At 60.1% G+C, this 16,369-nt stretch carries 17 protein-coding genes; 10 read left to right on the top strand and 7 right to left on the bottom strand.

The window, feature by feature from the left end; all coding sequences use genetic code 11:
• Positions 1–161: 161 nt before the first annotated feature.
• The gene (locus B9Z01_RS20030; RefSeq protein ID WP_085486181.1) at positions 162–938 is read left to right on the top strand and encodes a hypothetical protein; all 777 of its coding nucleotides are present in this window, start codon (positions 162–164) and stop codon (positions 936–938) included.
• A gap of 56 nt (positions 939–994) precedes the next feature.
• Here the strand turns inward: B9Z01_RS20030 and B9Z01_RS20025 are convergent, their stop codons facing one another.
• Together B9Z01_RS20025 and B9Z01_RS20020 are read right to left on the bottom strand one after the other, a co-directional pair.
• Complete coding sequence (locus B9Z01_RS20025) at positions 995–1,432, bottom strand: MarR family winged helix-turn-helix transcriptional regulator (RefSeq protein ID WP_085486179.1); 438 nt, start codon at positions 1,430–1,432, stop codon at positions 995–997.
• A gap of 101 nt (positions 1,433–1,533) precedes the next feature.
• A complete protein-coding gene (locus tag B9Z01_RS20020; RefSeq protein WP_085486526.1) occupies positions 1,534–3,096 on the bottom strand; it encodes a DHA2 family efflux MFS transporter permease subunit in 1,563 nt (520 codons plus the stop codon).
• Between the two features lie 477 nt (positions 3,097–3,573).
• Between B9Z01_RS20020 and dapA the strand changes: the two genes are divergently transcribed.
• The 7 genes from dapA (at position 3,574) to B9Z01_RS19985 (ending at position 9,848) form a co-directional block, all read left to right on the top strand.
• Positions 3,574–4,476: a 4-hydroxy-tetrahydrodipicolinate synthase gene (gene dapA / locus B9Z01_RS20015; RefSeq protein WP_085486177.1), complete on the top strand. Its 903-nt coding sequence runs from the start codon at positions 3,574–3,576 to the stop codon at positions 4,474–4,476.
• A gap of 48 nt (positions 4,477–4,524) precedes the next feature.
• Positions 4,525–5,745, top strand: a complete 1,221-nt coding sequence (locus B9Z01_RS20010; protein WP_085486175.1) for a pyridoxal phosphate-dependent aminotransferase — start codon at positions 4,525–4,527, stop codon at positions 5,743–5,745.
• 163 nt (positions 5,746–5,908) lie between these two features.
• Complete coding sequence (locus tag B9Z01_RS20005) at positions 5,909–6,748, top strand: ABC transporter substrate-binding protein (RefSeq protein WP_085486173.1); 840 nt, start codon at positions 5,909–5,911, stop codon at positions 6,746–6,748.
• A 43-nt stretch (positions 6,749–6,791) separates the two neighbouring features.
• The gene (locus B9Z01_RS20000; RefSeq protein WP_085486171.1) at positions 6,792–7,487 is read left to right on the top strand and encodes an amino acid ABC transporter permease; all 696 of its coding nucleotides are present in this window, start codon (positions 6,792–6,794) and stop codon (positions 7,485–7,487) included.
• Positions 7,488–7,489: 2 nt separating this feature from the next.
• Positions 7,490–8,188, top strand: coding sequence for an amino acid ABC transporter permease (locus B9Z01_RS19995; RefSeq protein WP_085486169.1), 699 nt, complete (start codon positions 7,490–7,492; stop codon positions 8,186–8,188).
• A complete protein-coding gene (locus B9Z01_RS19990; RefSeq protein ID WP_085486167.1) occupies positions 8,185–8,934 on the top strand; it encodes an amino acid ABC transporter ATP-binding protein in 750 nt (249 codons plus the stop codon). Before B9Z01_RS19995 ends, B9Z01_RS19990 begins: the two co-directional genes overlap by 4 nt.
• A gap of 92 nt (positions 8,935–9,026) precedes the next feature.
• Positions 9,027–9,848, top strand: coding sequence for an IclR family transcriptional regulator (locus B9Z01_RS19985; RefSeq protein WP_085486165.1), 822 nt, complete (start codon positions 9,027–9,029; stop codon positions 9,846–9,848).
• A gap of 63 nt (positions 9,849–9,911) precedes the next feature.
• Here the strand turns inward: B9Z01_RS19985 and B9Z01_RS19980 are convergent, their stop codons facing one another.
• The 4 genes from B9Z01_RS19980 to B9Z01_RS35630 all read right to left on the bottom strand — a co-directional run bounded on the left by B9Z01_RS19980 (position 9,912) and on the right by B9Z01_RS35630 (position 13,380).
• Entirely contained in the window at positions 9,912–10,943 is a 1,032-nt protein-coding gene (locus B9Z01_RS19980) for a MerR family transcriptional regulator (protein WP_085486163.1), read from the bottom strand.
• Between the two features lie 122 nt (positions 10,944–11,065).
• Positions 11,066–11,284, bottom strand: a complete 219-nt coding sequence (locus tag B9Z01_RS19975) for a hypothetical protein (protein ID WP_085486161.1) — start codon at positions 11,282–11,284, stop codon at positions 11,066–11,068.
• A 140-nt stretch (positions 11,285–11,424) separates the two neighbouring features.
• Complete coding sequence (locus B9Z01_RS19970; RefSeq protein ID WP_085486159.1) at positions 11,425–13,071, bottom strand: NRAMP family divalent metal transporter; 1,647 nt, start codon at positions 13,069–13,071, stop codon at positions 11,425–11,427.
• A 156-nt stretch (positions 13,072–13,227) separates the two neighbouring features.
• Positions 13,228–13,380, bottom strand: coding sequence for a hypothetical protein (locus B9Z01_RS35630; protein WP_167387531.1), 153 nt, complete (start codon positions 13,378–13,380; stop codon positions 13,228–13,230).
• A 274-nt stretch (positions 13,381–13,654) separates the two neighbouring features.
• Here B9Z01_RS35630 and B9Z01_RS19965 point away from each other — a divergent pair, with 274 nt between their 5' ends.
• On the top strand, positions 13,655–13,861 hold the full coding sequence (locus B9Z01_RS19965) for a hypothetical protein (RefSeq protein ID WP_085486157.1): 207 nt from the start codon (positions 13,655–13,657) through the stop codon (positions 13,859–13,861).
• Between the two features lie 732 nt (positions 13,862–14,593).
• On the opposite strand, the gene B9Z01_RS19960 is transcribed toward B9Z01_RS19965, so the two are convergent.
• On the bottom strand, positions 14,594–14,815 hold the full coding sequence (locus B9Z01_RS19960; RefSeq protein ID WP_143809000.1) for a hypothetical protein: 222 nt from the start codon (positions 14,813–14,815) through the stop codon (positions 14,594–14,596).
• Here B9Z01_RS19960 and B9Z01_RS19955 point away from each other — a divergent pair.
• On the top strand, positions 14,799–16,286 hold the full coding sequence (locus tag B9Z01_RS19955; RefSeq protein ID WP_085486152.1) for a carbohydrate porin: 1,488 nt from the start codon (positions 14,799–14,801) through the stop codon (positions 16,284–16,286). The two genes, B9Z01_RS19960 and B9Z01_RS19955, sit on opposite strands and share 17 nt — an antisense overlap.
• The last annotated feature ends 83 nt before the right edge of the window (positions 16,287–16,369 follow it).

The following is a 16,369-nucleotide window of genomic DNA, read 5'->3' as shown; positions in this document are numbered from 1 at the left end:
GGGCAGGCGCAGAGTGCCTTTGGCCGGGATACGTGGGGCGGCACTTCAATGGACTCTGCGATGGAATTCCTGTTGTTGGAGCCACGCACGCGCTACGTATTCGAAGCGGCGACGTCTCCCACGTCCTTCAAGGTTGCCGTTCTCCGTGTTGTTCGCCAATCATGGATATTCTTGTTTTCAAACTTGTTTGTACGCCGCTGTTGCTGTTGGCTGCAACGATTGCCGCTCGCCGCTGGGGCGAAGCGATCGGCGGTTTTGTGGTGGGGTTGCCGATCTCGTCGGGGCCCATCTCGGTGTTTCTGGCACTGGAGCATGGACCTGTGTTCGCGACGCAAGCTACAGCAGGGTCGCTTGTCGCAACCGTTGCGCAGGCAGCCTTCTGCCTGGCCTATTGCAGACTGGCGCCGCGCGGATGGTTAGTGGCCCTGGCGGGTGCCTCCGCGACGTTTTCCATCGTCGCAGGCTTGTTGCAATGGAGCGCGCTGTCGCAGACGGGGCTCTTTCTCATCGCCATTCTGGCCGCCGCGCTCGTGCTCAACCACATTCCCAACACCAGTGGCAGAACCGGCAAGCTCAATCCACCTTGGTGGGACTTGCCCTTGCGCATGGCGTTGATGGCTAGCCTCGTGATCGGCATCACGCTAATTGCGCCTTACGTTGGGCCGGAAGCGAGCGGTGTGCTCGCGTCGTTCCCCTTCATGGTCATCATTCTTGCAGTTTTCGCTCATCGCATGGTCGGCCATGAAGCGGCACAACAATTGATGCGCGGCATGGCGACGGCTCTTCCGGGCTTTGCCGCGTTTTTCTATGTACTCAGCTTGACGTTGCCGCGGCTGAACGAGCCTGCCGCTTACGGCGGCGCGATTCTCTGTACGCTCACCATACAGGCTGTCTCTTTGTACCGGATGCGCCTTCCGGCCGCCTTGCCCGCAAAGTGAACCTGGGATGATAGGCACGCTGTGATGACGTGAGTGGCTCCCTGAATCTCGACCACTTACTCGCCGATGAACTTGTTCAGCAGTCGGCGCAGTTCCTCGAACTCGGCTTTGGTAAATTTTCGCAGTCGTGCGTTGAGGACCTTGGGCGCAATCTGCGGAATCTGTGCTGCGATCGCCTGTCCTTCCTTCGTTAGCGTCAAGTTCACCACTCGGCGATCGTCCACACTGCGCGAGCGCTCGACGAGTCCCTTGTCTTCCAGCTTGTCGAGCAGACGCGTCATCAGGCCCGTGTCGATTCCGAGCAACTTCGACAACTCGAAAGGCGTCGTCGCATTGCCCAGCCGGATCGAAAGCAGGATCCCCATTTGCGGGCTGGTAATGTCGAGATCCTTCAATGCCACGTCCATCTCCGACGCAACCAGGTTGCGCGCCTTGGTGAGCGCAAACCCTACGCTGTCGGTGAGAAGGAAGTTCTTCGGCGTGTAGTGTTCCATTCCGCTGTCTGTGTCGTTACATTGTTGATCCAGACAATAGTTGTAACGTCAGAATTTGTAAAGGCGCTTCGCCGCCGGCTCATGCGGCAGCGTGTGCGGGCTCAATGGCCGCCAGCGCTCGCGGCTCCCGCAGCGGCACCCTTGCCAGGCCGGGTCAGCCAGACGACGGGAATAATCAGAATAAAGATGACGGCCGATAACCAGAAAATGTCGTTCAGCCCCAGCATGATTGCCTGCGAGTTCAACGACGCTTCAAGGATTCCCAGGGCCTTCGGCGTGCTGACGTCGAACGTGCCTTGCACGTTCGCGATTGCGCCGGTGAAGAGGGGATTGTTCACGCTGGTCTGTTCGGCCAGCCGTGCGTGGTGCAGGATCGTGCGGTTGTTCCAGCCCGTGCTCGCGAGCGATGTGCCCACAGCACCGGAGAATACGCGCGCGAAATTGGACAGGCCCGCGGCGGCCGGAATTTTCTCTGGCGGAAGGCCCGAAAGGATGATCGACGTGAGCGGCGTCATGAAGAACGCCGTGGGGATGCCTTGAAGTAACGTGGGAAGAACGAGCGACCAGGCATCGACGCCCGTCGTATAGCGCGAGCGCATGAAGAACACGCCGGCAAACCCCAGGAAAGCAAACGTGACGAGCACGCGCATGTCTGATTTCGGCATGATCCTGCCGAGCACCGGCGCGAGAATCACAGCGAAGATTCCGAGTGGTGCGGTGACGAGACCGGCGTTGACAACCGGATAGTTGAGCGAACCCTGTATCCATTGCGGCAAAATCACGAGGTTTGCAAAAAACACCGCGAACGCGATAGAAATGGCTACCGTTCCGCCAAGAAAATTACGTTGTGCGAATAATCTCAGATCGACGATTGGATGCGCATCGGTGAGCTCCCAGATCAGAAAGAACAGGAAGCTGACCACGGCCACAATGGTCAAGGTCCAGATGGTCGCCGAATTGAACCAGTCGAGGTCCTTGCCCTTGTCCAGCATGACCTGCAGTGCGCCGACCCACAGTATGAGCGCGATCAGTCCGACCTTGTCGATCGGCAGTTTGCGGGCCGGCGTTTCACGGTTGCGATAGAGCACCCAGACCACGGCGGCGGCGAACAAACCAACCGGTACGTTGATGTAGAAAATCCACGACCAGTTGTAGTTGTCTGTAATCCAACCGCCGAGGGCCGGGCCGGCAATCGGTCCGACGGTCGCTGTCATCCCCCATAGCGACAAGGCGCTCGAGCTCTTTTCTCTCGGGAACGAGGCAAGTAGCAGCGCCTGCGACAGCGGGACCAGCGGTCCGGCCACTGCGCCCTGGATCACTCGCGCCGTCAGGAGTACGGGCAAGGTGGGCGCCATCCCGCATGCCGCGGAGGACAGGACGAACAGCAGGATGGCCCAGACGAACAGCTTGACCTGTCCGATGCGCTGGGTCAGCCAGCCGGTCAAAGGAATCGACACTGCGTTGGCTGCTGAAAACAGCGTAATGACCCACGTTCCCTCATCGATGGATACGCCGAGATTGCCGGAGATGGTCGGAATCGCGACGTTGGCAATTGACGAATCGAGAACGTTCATGAACGTGGCAAGTGCCACAGCGATCGTGCCGAGTACGAAACTGGCGCCCGTGAGGGGCGCCGGGGCGCCTGAACTGGCAGACGTGCTCATCATGTGTCCTTCGGGTGGAGAGACTGGCGGACCGGCCGCAACGGCGCAAATTCCAATTACCTGACAAATCAGATAAATGGCTGAAAAAAATCGCGATCCACGCGGTCTGCGAGCTTTGCCCGCATCCACGCGAATCGCTGACATGGCTTTTTCTGATATGAATGTATTTGACTAAGCAGATTAATGCAAGTGAAAAAACGAGGACTCCGGTGATTTCCTCGTCGCCCGCGCATGCATCGCTGAGACCAAACCAACCTTCCCGAACGCTGCTGATTTTGGACGCGAGTTCATGTGACAACTTCATCCTCACACCGCTGCCTGTGATCTCGGCGTTGGCTGAACCACTGAACGGGCAGCGCGCCGTTGCCGACCTACTGGTCTCGCCCAATAGGTGGAAACACTCGGTTGTAGATAAATATTGATTTTCATAGACTGTATTTCAATTCATGTTAATTGAAATACAATTAAGGAAAAATCATGACTTTGGCAGGTAGCTCACTGCGCGGCGTCATCGTCGCGACCACCACACCGTTCGACGCGACGGGTGCCCTCGACGGCCAGTCGCTGCAACGTCATGTCGATTACCTGATCGAGCGTGGGGCGACCGGCCTCGCGCCGCTTGGCGGCACCGGCGAATATCCGGCGCTGTCGGCGGCGGAGCGGCGCGAAGTTGTGCGGCTGACCTGTGCGGCGGCGCGCGGCCGCGTGCCGGTGATCGCCGGCGTGCTGGCAACCGGCTACGCGGACGCGCTCGCGGCCGGTCTCGCCGCACGCGATGCAGGCGCCGACGCGCTAATGGTCGTCACGCCGTTCTACACGATCGCCGAAGACGACGGCATCGCCGAATACTTCGCCGAGTACCGTCGCGCGATTGGACTGCCTCTGGTGCTGTATGAGATTCCGCGGCGCACGAACGTCGAACTCAAAGCCGACACGATCGCCGATATGGCACGGGCCGGCTCGATCATCGGCATGAAGTACAGCGGCTCGAATTTCCAGAAGCTGATGCGCGTTGCGCAGATCGTCGGGAGCGAATTCGCGCTGTTGTCTGGCGAGGAGCCGTTTTTCCCGGCGCAGATCGCACTCGGCGCGCGTGGCGGCGTGCTTGCGATCGCGAACCTCGATCCGCAGCCGTGGGTCCGGATGCAGACGTTGGTCGAGCAGGGCGATCTGGCTGCCGCGCTGAAGATGCATCACAACTATGCGGACCTGATTTCGGCTGTCTATTCCGAAATGAATCCGGTTGGGCTGAAGGTAGCGATGCAACTGAGCGGCCGCATCGCATCCGGCAAGGTTCGATTGCCTCTCAAGGACGCAAAAGAAGCCACTGCCGAGTGGCTTGGCCGCGCACTTGCAAACTGCGGCAGCCCGAGCGCGTGACCGGCGCTCGCCTTGCGCAGTGACAGATCCATATAGACCGAGGAGCTTATGTCAGTAACGAACACGCGCGCGCCGCGCATCGCGTCGCGCATGGCGAACATCAAGACATCCAGTATCTATCAGCTGATGGCGCGGGTCGTCGACCTGCAGGCCGACGGTATCCACGTGCATTCGTTCACCGCTGGCGAGCCCGACTTTGACACGCCCGCGCACGTTATCGAAGCGGCCCATCGCGCGATGCTCGATGGCGACACACACTACACGCCGGTGCGCGGCTCGCTCGCGGTGCGCGAGGCGGTGCGAGGCAAATTCGAACGCGAGAACGGTCTGTCATTCCGGGACGAGGAGGTGATGGTCGCAACGGGTTCGAAGCAGATCATCTCGAACGCGTTGGCCGTGACCCTGGAACCGGGCGACGAAGTACTGTTGCCGACACCGTACTGGGCCGCATACCCGGGCATGGTGTACGCGGCGGGCGGCATCCCCGCGTTCGCACCGACGCGTCGCGAGAACGGCTACAAGATGACGCCGGACGAATTGCGTGCGGCGATCGGTCCGCGCACGCGTTGGATCATCCTGAACACGCCGTCGAATCCGACCGGCGCCGTCTATAGCGAAGCGGAGCTGCGCGCGCTGGGGGCGGTGCTGATCGAGCATCCGGAATTGCTGATCCTCAGCGACGAGGTCTACGAGAGTCTGCACTACACGCCGGAGCGCCCGGTATCGCTTGCACGGGTTTGTCCGGAACTCGCGGGTCGCATCCTGATTTCGAGCGGGTTGTCGAAAGCGTTTGCGATGACGGGATGGCGGCTGGGCTACGGTGCCGGGCCCGCGAACCTGATCGCCGCGATGGCTGATCTGCAGGCGCAGACCACGCTGTCAGCGTCGTCGATCAGCCAGGCAGCGGCCGTCGCCGCGCTCAATGGGCCGACCGATTCGGTCAGCCACATGGTCGACGTGTATCGCAAGCGCCGCGATCTGGTGATGTCGCTGGTCGAGCGTCATCCACACGTCGAGGTCGCGCGGCCGGACGGTGCGTTCTACGCGCTGCTCGACATTGGCGCGTTGCTGGCGCGCAGCGACAGATTCCGGCACGACGCACAGCCCGACGTGGCATTCGCGGCCTGGCTGCTGGAGCAGCACCGCGTCGTGGTCGTTCCCGGGTCGGATTTCGGTGCGGAAGGCACGGTGCGAATCTCGTTCGCAACCGATGACCGCACGATTGAAAACGGCCTCGGCGCTCTGCTCGAATCGCTGTCGGAGCTTTAGGCAGTTAGGTGCGCTCCTTTCGAGCATGCCCATTCGTGGTTCCGGAACATTTGCCATGGAGGTGCCCGACTACATTCAGCCGACAGCAGTCCGGCGTGCGGCAATATGCATCGCAGTGTAATCCGGACGATTGGATTTGGAGACATTGATATGGAGACCTACGATGAAAACGAGCAGTAAGCGACTCTTCTCGCGAGCGATTCTCACCGGCGCGGTCGCACTCGCGTCCGTATCCGCCATGGCCGATCAACTGGCCGACATCAAGGCGAAAGGAGAACTGGTCTGTGGCGTGCTGGGCACCGACCGCCCATTCAGCTTTATGAAGAACCCGGCGGACCGGGAGATCGTCGGCTACGACGTGGATTTCTGCAACGCCATCGCGAAGGCACTGGGCGTAAAGCCGGTGCTCAAGCAGTTAGCGACGGCGGCGCGTATTCCTGAGCTTCAGCAAAAACGTGTCGACATTCTGACTGCGTCGTTGACGCACACCAAAGACCGCGAATCCCAGATCGACTTCACGCTCTCGACGTTCGTGCTGGGCGAGAAGGCTCTCGTTCGAAAGGACAGCGGTATCACGCACCTGGCACAGCTGGACGGCAAGAAGGTGATTACCACAAAGGGATCCACTGAAGCGATCAACATCCCGAAGATTCTGCCAAAGGCGACCCTGATCGAATTCGACACGAACCCTGAGGGCATTCTCGCTCTTCAACAGGGCAAAGGCGTAGCGTACATCGACGATGAAACGACACTCGCGGGCGCGCTCGTGAAGCTCGGTCCCGCGGCAAAGGACTACGTCATCCTTCCGGAGAACCTCTCTGAAGACAAGGATGCTCTCGGTGTGCGCAAAGATGAGCCGGTATTCAAGGCCAAAGTGAACGAAGTTCTGTCCGCAATGGAAAAGAGTGGGGAGGCTCAGAAGATTTATGACAGGTGGTTTGGAGCGGGTTCGGGCATGAACTTCCCGCCCCGGTCGTTCAAGATCGATTCCGACCAGATCTAACCCTCCGTGGAGCGCTGCCCGGTACAGACCGGGCAGTTGAAAGATGCCAAAATTTGATCTCTCGATGCTGCTCTCAGGACCGTATTCCGGGGCGCTTCTCAGCGGGTTTCTGCTTTCGATCGAGCTATCGCTTCTGGGACTCGCGTTCGCATTGCCGCTCGCACTGGTTCTCGCGGTAATGCGGCTCGTGCCGGTCAGATTCGTTCAGTGGCTAAGTCTTTCGTATATCGAAGTTACCCGCAACGTGCCCCTGCTTGCGCACCTGCTGTTCTGGTATTTCGGCGTGCCACAGTTTCTTCCCCGGCCCATTACGGCCTGGCTTTACAGCCATGACTATGAGGTGCTGAGCGCTGTCATTGCGCTCGTGCTCTATTCGGCCGCTTACATGGCCGAAGACATCCGCAGCGGTCTTCGCGCGGTTCATGCCACGCAGCATGAAGCCGGCCGTGCGTTGGGCTTTGGTTTTTTCCAGACGTTATGGCTCGTCGTACTGCCGCAATCATTGCGCTACACCGTGCCACCGCTGATTAACCAGGTACTCAATCTCTGGCAAAACTCAAGTACCGCGATGGCCGTCGGTGTTGCTGAAATGATGTACAGGGCGCAGCAGATCAGTTCGGCCACGTTTCGCTCTTTTGACGTGTTCGCGATTACAACTTTGGCCTACCTCACGGTGTCAATGCTGATTGCTGCGTTGTCCCACCTGTATCAACAGCGCTATCCCGTCCGGAGCATATAGCCATGTGGGACCTGATCCACAACTACGCCGTCTTCTTTCTGATTGGTCAGTACCCAAAGGGACCATTGGGCGGGCTGAGCCTGACTCTGCTTCTGGCGCTGAGCGCCCTGGTGCTGGCACTTCCTGTAGGAATACTGTTTGGTCTGTGCGTAGTCAGTCCGTACAAATTCCTGCGTCGACCGGTTGCCTTCCTGCTGGCAATACTACGGGGCACGCCACTGCTGATGGTGATCTTCTGGGCGTACTTCCTGCTGCCTACGCTCACCGGGCACGATACAGGGCAGTTCGCAACGATGCTCGTGTCGCTCATCATTTTTGATGGCGCCTATCTTGCGGAGATCTTCCGCGCTGGAATTCAGGCGCTACCGCGAGGACAGATGGAGGCGGCGCGATCACTCGGATTTCCGTATGCCCATTCGATGCGGTTTGTCATCCTGCCGCAGGCGATGCGCAACATGTTGCCTTCAGTGGTGAATCAGCTCGTCTCCACGATCAAGGAGACGTCGTTCGGTTACATCATCTCGCTGCCGGAAATATCCTTCGTAACCGGACAGATCGGCACCGAAGAGCTGAGCCACGCCTTCGGTGTCTACGGCATCCTCGTCTTTACCTATTTTGTGCTCTGTTTCGGCCTTTCGCGTTTCGCCTACCTTCTGGAAAGACATCTTGGCTCGCGTTCATCATTGAGATTGAAATCATGATTACTTTCGAAGGTGTCAACAAATGGTATGGGCCTCATCACGCGCTTGTTGACGTCAATGAGTCGGTCAACAAAGCCGAGGTCGTGGTGATCTGCGGCCCGTCGGGATCGGGGAAGTCGACCCTGATCCGAACCGTAAACCGTCTCGAGCCAATTCAGAAAGGACGTATCGTCGTCAATGGGCAGGACGTTCATGCGCGCGATCTCGATGTGAATCAGTTGCGACGGGGTATAGGATTCGTCTTTCAGCAGTTCAATCTGTTTCCGCATCTGACGGCCCTGGAGAATTGCATGCTTGCACCGACCAAGCTAGGGAAGCTGCCCAAAGGTGAAGCGCGCGAGCTGGCTATGTCGCTGCTGGACCGCGTCGGACTCGCGGCGAAGGCTAATGCCTATCCGTCCAACCTGTCGGGCGGTCAGCAGCAACGCGTCGCGATTGCGCGTGCGTTGGCGGGAAAACCGCCGCTGATGCTGTTCGACGAGCCCACCTCCGCCCTCGACCCCGAGATGGTGAACGAGGTGCTGCAGGTGATGAAGAACCTCGCACGCGACGGAATGACCATGGTTTGCGTGACCCATGAAATGGGCTTTGCGCGCGAAGTCGCAGATCGGGTTATTTTCATGGATCACGGCGTAGTACTGGAGCGGGCGAAACCGGAGCGATTCTTCCAGAAGCCCGAGCATCCGCGCGCGCAACGCTTTCTGGCCGATATTCGTTCGCCATGGGCGAACGCCAGCGCCGCCTGAAGCATCGGCGGCAGAGCCCTGCGGTATGATGCACGCCCTGCCGCAAGCCCATGAAAGCTTGCGACCGCTTACTTTTTTCAACGACATCGACCATGGCTGCCAGGCAACGTGAAAAGAAGACTACGCGCAGTAATGACGCGGACGAGGAAGTAGATAACCTGTTCGTCGGTAGTGTGAAGAAGGCGTTTCTCGTGCTCGAGGCTTTCGGCAAAGCGAAGCCGATGATGGGCTTCTCGCAGATCGCGCGCGAGGTGGGACTCGAAAAGAGCGCCACGCAGCGCGCTGCGCATACGCTCTGGAAACTAGGGTACCTGGACAAGATCGGACCCGACGGCGAATACAGGTTATCGATGCGTTGCCTCGATATAGGCCAGTCCTATCTGGAATCCCACCGGATCGTCGATTGTGCGCGGCCATATCTGAAGTTCCTGCGCCGCAAAACCGATGCATCGATCAACCTGACGATGCTCGACGACGTGGATACCGTGTTCGTGGTCCGTTATGTCAGCCCGGAAATGTTGTCCAATGACCTGAGCGGCGGCCTGCGGTTACCGGCGTACTGCACCGCTACCGGCATTGCGATGATGTCGGCCCTGCAGGACGATGCGGTACGCCGGATACTCGATCGGTCCGATCTGAAGCCGATCTTGCCGAATACGATCTGGCAGCCCGAGCAGATTCTCGAGCGTGTCAGGCAAGGCCGCAAGGACGGGTATGTGCTCGGTGTCGAAGAGGACTTCGCCAGCGATATCACAATCGCGTGCGCGATCCAGGATCCTCTGACCGGTGAGGTTGCGGCGATCGGCGCATCCTATTCGAGTGAGGCGACCAGTCCGGAAGTGGTCCTGAAAGAGTGCCGGCAGCTCATGATTGGTACCGCGAAGGAAATTTCAGCTCGTCTTGCTGCTGTCTGACGCAGTGCTGCGCAACCTGAACGGCCGCGTTGATGAATACGTCCTTCGTCCGGCGCACTTCCTCTACAGTGACCATTCATTCTCAGGGCGACGCGCGACCCTGGCCCGTACCTCGGGTGATGCCAGGCACGTGGCGACGGCCTCATAACCTGGCGCACCGGGGTAAGGCGCTACCCGGATAGGCGGGCTGTGATTTGCCGGGCAAAGGATAATGGCCTCATCAGGTCCGACCGAGGCGAGGTCCAGGATCGCTGATGAGCGCGTCAGCAGGAAGAGGGCGCGTCCCCCGGTCTTTGCGCGGTGGCGAAGATGGACGATCAACGCCTCCTGCGCGGACTGTTCCAGATCCTGTTCGATCATATCGATGACCAGAACGCCTGGGCCTTCGGTTTCCAGGCTAACGAGCAACGCGATCAGCGCTGCGGATTCCGCGGCGCCCTCGTCGGCGAGCCACGTCAAGGCCTGATTGACGCGCGACCTCAGTTCCGGATCGGTGTTCATCGATTCAACTGCTGCCGCGCCTTCGTTCTCTAACCGATTCAAACCAAGGAACGCCGCGCCGGGTAGCGTCTCTGCCAGACGACGGGCCAGTCGGGTCTTCCCGCTGCCCAGAGAACCGATGATGTAATTCAAGGGGCGGATGTCGCGAAGCTCGAACCATTCACCTCCCCAAGGCCACGGAAGCTCGAATGCCACGCTCATGGCCGTCCGATCGAGCAGCCGCGTCAGCTCTCCGTCGGGAAGCGTCTGGCCTCGCGCAAGATCGGACCGGACACTTCGGACTTTATCGAGCTTACGGACAAGCTCGTGAATTTGATTGTCCAGCGTAATTTCGTGCGCAGCTAATGCGGCGCCCAAGCCGCGAGGGTCGCCCTCCAACACCCGGGCGACCTGTGCAAGACTGAGACCGAGCGCGCGCAGAGCTACTACCTCGGCAGCACGAGCCATGTCGCCGGACGCATATGCCCGGTATCCTGCTGCGGTTCGGCCGGGAGTGACCAACCCTTGCTGCTCATATAGCCGCAGGGCCTTGATCGATACTCCGAGCCGTCTGGCTGCTTCAGACACATTCAAACAGCGGGCGGAAGAACTCATCAGTCACCTCTTTGTCGTTGACCAGCGGCAGTCAGCATAAAGGTGACCCCAAGGGCTGGGTCAACGAGATTCTAGAACGTCTCTGAGGCACGTCTTCCGTCGATGGCGAGCCCGTCGTCCTGCTAATGGCTGCGCAGCGCGTCGCCAAGACAGTATTTCCCATAGATCAGGCAATGGGGCGCCGCCCCGTTCGGCGGTCCGCCACCGTCCGGCAATCCGTCAGCGACGACACGCACCGTACCTGTGGCAGACAACTGACAGATCCAGTTAAAGGTCACGAGTGCAACGATGAGTAGTACCAGGGTTACAACGAGGAACGCCGCGAGAATGTGCTTCTTCATCGTCGAATCCTCCTGCTGACGGCCGGGATGACATCACGAAGCCGGTCGAGGTGTCACGGTGTCCGTCAATCGGCGACGGCACACCCGCGACTATCCTTCGCAATTCCCGAACCCGCCTGCCCGATGGCAGGCGTTGAGTGCTATCCAAGCAACGTCATCTGCACGACCTTCACGATCACCAGCACCACCGCGAGCAGCAGATAACCACGCAGCACGCTCATCCACACGCGCTTGGCGAGCGTCAGATTCGGCGGCGGCAGCTCGTCGAGCGCGGGCATGCGCCACGTCTTGCGCGCGTCTTTCGAATAGGCCGGCGTCGGTTCGGCTGCCGGCTCGCCACGCAGTTTGCGCATGCCGATGGTCGCGGCATAACCGACGACGGCGAGCAGCGTCCCGCCCACGAGCATGCGGACAATCGTTTCGCCGCTCATGTCCGGATAGATCACCGACGCGGTCAGAATGATCGACAGCATCACGAGCACCCAGATGACGGCACCGGTAAACAGGTTCAGCCTCTTCGAGTTGACCCACGGACCGAGCACGGCGCGGTCGTTGCAAAGCAGCAGCAGAAACACGGTCGCGCTCGGCAGCAGCACGCCGGCCAGCGTCTGCACGGCTTCGGTCAGCAGACCGAGCGGGCTGCCCGGAATCAGCACGAGCGCCGCGGCTGCCGCGATGATCGCGAAGTACACGAGGTAGAAACCCTTCGCGTCCGACACGCTACGATGCAGCGAGTGGCGGATCTTGAACACGTCGCCGATCGCGTAAGCCGTGGACAGCGACACGGCCGCCGCACCGATGATGCAGGCATCGAGCAGCGCGATCGCAAAGAGCACCGCAGAGGTACGTCCCGCATATTTCTCCAGGCCCGCGATAATGCCGCCCGCATCCGTGAAATTGCCGAACTCGGGCCGTCCGTCAAAGAGCGCCGCGCTGAAGGAAATCATCGCGACCGCGCCGATCAGCACGAACACGATACCGATCCACAGGTCGGCCTTTTCGTAGTTCATGAAGCGCGGCGTGATGCGCTTGTCGACCACATAGCTCTGCTGGAAGAACAACTGCCACGGCGCAACCGTCGTGCCGACGATGCCGATCACGAGCAGCATCACGTCGGAGAGCCTGGAGTGGAGAGGCCAGTTCGGAATGAAAAAGTCGCGCGCCATCTGGCTGACCGGCGGGTGAATCGACACGAGCACCGGCACGAGCAACAGGCTCAACACGCAAAGCACGACCGCGAAGCGTTCGAAGCGCCGGAAGTCGCCGGTGCTGACGGCGGCCATCGTGAGCGCCGCGGCGATGCACACGCCCGCGATCTTCGAGACACCGAAAAAGTCGAGCACGAACGTGATGCCGATGAACTCGGTCACGATGGTCAGCGCGTTGAGGATGAACAGATCGACGACGCTGAACGCGCCCCAGAATTTGCCGAAGCGCTCGAAGATGAGACGCGCGTGGCCGACGCCTGTTACCGCGCCGAGCCGCAACACCATCTCCTGATTGACGAAGAGCACGGGCACGAGCAGCAGCATGGTCCACAGCAGGGTGGTGCCGTAGTTCTGGCCCGCCTGCGTGTAGGTGCCGAAAGCGCCCGCGTCGTTATCGCCGACCATCACGATGAGGCCGGGACCGAGGATGGCGAGCAGCGTGCGCAAGCGCGCCCACCAACTGGTGCGAGGCGCGATGTCATGATGAGCAATCGTGCCGAGTGCGCCCTTGATGTCGCCGACATGCGCCGAGTCGAGCACGGCGCTGCGCGTGGATGAAACGTTGGTTGGAGTAGACATGGGTCTTCTTCCACGGTTGTGTTTATTGATGGGACTAGCGATGGAACCAGGCGCACCACCGGCATACGTAAGGGTTAGAATCGAGGGTTTGAATCGAGGGCATCGGTCATGTCCTCGACGCGGCCGCCTGACGTATGACGGATAGATCGCAGCGAGTCAGGAAACGAGCGTCTTGAGGCGCTGCCAGAGCGCGGCAAGATGATGTGACCCGCGATATGACTCGCGGGCTTGCAGCTCGAGTAGGGCGTCGGAATGGACGCGCGATTCCTGAGCGTGCGGGAACTGCGGCAGGAGCATGCTGAATTTCATGATGTTTCTCCGGCGTTGGACTTAACGCATTGAGCGGAAAGCCAGCAGACCGGAGGCCATGCGCGTCGGGCGCACGGTGGCGAAGGTCTACTCGCTTTCCTCAGTCAAAAGTAGAGGTGAGCGGCATAAGGGATAACTGTCACTGTCTGGCATGAGAGCTCCTTGTTGGCGTTTGATACGCACGTGTTTATTCACGCGTTTGCCCGCGTTCGTTGAATCAACGAAACGCGCGCGAACGCTGCCGCGAGCTTTGCAGCACGCGATGCGAAACCCTATGGACGCGCTCAATCGCGGCGGCCATATGGCGCTAATCAAGGTGCACGGAGAGATACTGCTGCGCGCACCGTCTGCCTGCTGGCAAGACGGCGGCTGGGAAAGGGAGCGCGGACGTCCTGCCGGTCAGGCAGCGAATTTGTTCAAGGATCGACTACTGCAGGTGTCCAAGGCGTCAGCCCCATTCGTGAAGATTTTTAAATTCTAGGGGGTGCATGAATCCGAAGTCAACATGATTCTTAAGCAGAGCAGATAGAAAGCTGGACGCGCGTTTCGTCGCCGTGGCGCATGGCTCGGGCGGACAGGATTCAGTCAGAAAGACTCGTCTTTCAGAAGGGTTTTGGAAAGCATTTTGAAATAATCGATTCGCTCTGATTTGTCCCGGTTGGTCCCGATTCGCCCAGTGGCTGCGAATCGTTGTCGTTCATAGTCGCGCTTTCTGAATAGATTCGGAGTGCGATGGACTTTATGATTTTTTTACTTGCGGTTTTATACGCACGCCGAATACAATCCGCCCGTCTCAGTTAAAGGAGTCCCTCGTGGACGCATGCTCTAGTAGTGGAAGTCCGATGCCGGTCCGTGCCGGCAACATCACCGCGAGATAGCGCCCGCAGGTCTTTTCCTTCGCCGCTAGCTCGCATGAGTCGGGTTAGCGCGCTTCATCACTGACTGGTTTCCTGCCAGTTTGTCAGCAGCACGCTTGCTCTGTTCGACCGCCTGTCGCAAGTCCGCTTGCGGGATGCAGTCGCGCTTTGACGTCGCCCGGATTCGCCGGGCTGGACGGGAGTGGGCCTATGTTCGTCAAATCATTTGTCGCATCTTTCGCTGCGTCTTTCAGGAGCGGCGCATGTCGCGCGCAGGTGCAGAGCGTTGTTTCGCGAATCTGCGCACGCGCCGCGCTCCGCACGGGCCATGCCGGCAGTCCGTTGACGCCAACCGGCTACGCGATTCTCGCGATGACAGCCGCCGCGATTGCACTTGCCGCGATGTTGTCCGTCTCTTCCGCCGGTAGCGAGTTGAGAAATTCGCTACGGCTGAGCTGGTGGTTTTCCTGACCTCGAAGCGGGTTCACAAGCCCGACATGCTCGGCGTATTTCATCCATAGACCTATCCGCTGTTTCGCAAGATAACCTTGCCCCGATGCCATGAAGAAAAAACTCAAGACCAGACTGCTGCTGTCCGGTGCACCGGTCAGCCTGTCGTTCCTGCTGTCGCTCGCTATTGCGCCCTGCGCGTTCGCGCAGGCAACCGGCGAGGCCGCGCCCGCCGCCACGCCGACCCAGGCCGAACCGCAAACCCCAGCGGCAAAGGCGGACCAGACGCCGCCGGCCCCCACCGGGTTCTGGGATCGCTCCAACCTGTTCGGCGATATGGGCGGACTGCGGCCATGGCTCGGAAACTACGGCGTGACCTTCAATCTGCAGGAAACCAGTGAATATCTGAACAACCTGTCTGGCGGCACGAAGCGCGGCGGCGCCTATAGCGGCCTGACCCAGTTTGGGCTCGTCGTCGATACGGATAAAGCCATCGGGTTGCCGGGCGGTACGTTCAACGTCTCGGGTCTGCAGATTCACGGAACCAGTCTGACGCAGCGTGACCTGCAAACGCTGCAAACCGCTTCCGGCATCGAAGCCGATAGCACCACCCGGCTATGGGAGCTCTGGTACCAGCAGTCGCTTCTGGGCGGAAAGATGGACGTGAAGGTCGGTCAGCAGAGCCTCGACCAGGAGTTCATGATCAGCCAGTACGCCACGCCGTTCATGAACGCGACGTTCGGCTGGCCGGGGCTGCCGTCCGTCGATATGCTGGCCGGGGGGCCAGCCTATCCGCTGTCATCGCTGGGCGTGCGCGTGCGCGCCAAACCGTCCGATTCATGGACCGTGCTCGCGGGGGTCTTCGATGGCAATCCCGCGGGCAATGGCGTAGGCGATCCGCAGAAACTGAATGCTCACGGCACCAATTTCAATCTGGGCAATGGCGCATTGTTTATCGGCGAAGTGCAGTACGCGATCAACCAGCCGCCCGCCAATGCGTCGGACCCTCAACCGGCCGGCCTGCCAGGCGTGTACAAACTGGGCTTCTGGTACAACACCGGGCGTTTCGACGACCCGCGCTTCGACAACACCGGTCTGTCGCTCGCGAATCCGGCCAGCACGGGTGTCCCGCGCAGTTATAAGGGCAACTACAGTTTCTATGCGGTTGCCGATCAGACGGTCTGGCGTCCGTCGGCGGACAGTCCGCAGGCGGTTGCGGTCTTCGCCAGACTCATGGGTGCGCCAGGCGACCGGAATCTGGTCGACCTCGGCATGAATGCCGGTGTGACGCTGAAAGCGCCGTTCAAGGGGCGCGACAACGACGTGGTTGGACTGGCGGTCGGCTACCTGAAGATCGGTTCGCACGCGAGCGGCTTCGATAGCGACACGGCGGCGTTCACGACACCGGGCTACCCTGTGCGCGGCGCCGAGACGGTTGTCGAGGCGACCTATCAATATCAGGTCACGCCATGGTGGCAGTTGCAGGCGGATTTCCAATACACGTTCAATCCGTCGGGCGGGATTCCGGATCCGGAGAATCCGTCGCAACGGATCGGTAATACGGTGGTGGTGGGCGTGCGCACCAACATCGTGTTCTGATTGGCTGCGTCGATCGGGGGAACCGCTCCAGTACGCTGAGCTTGATGTGGCCGCGAGGCAAGCGACGCCATGCGACCAGGAGC

The organism is Paraburkholderia susongensis, assembly GCF_900177725.1.
In the GTDB taxonomy this organism is placed as follows: Bacteria; Pseudomonadota; Gammaproteobacteria; order Burkholderiales; family Burkholderiaceae; genus Paraburkholderia; species Paraburkholderia susongensis.
The sequence above is the reverse complement of the archived record's forward strand: the minus strand, read 5'-3'. Positions and strand labels throughout refer to the sequence as shown.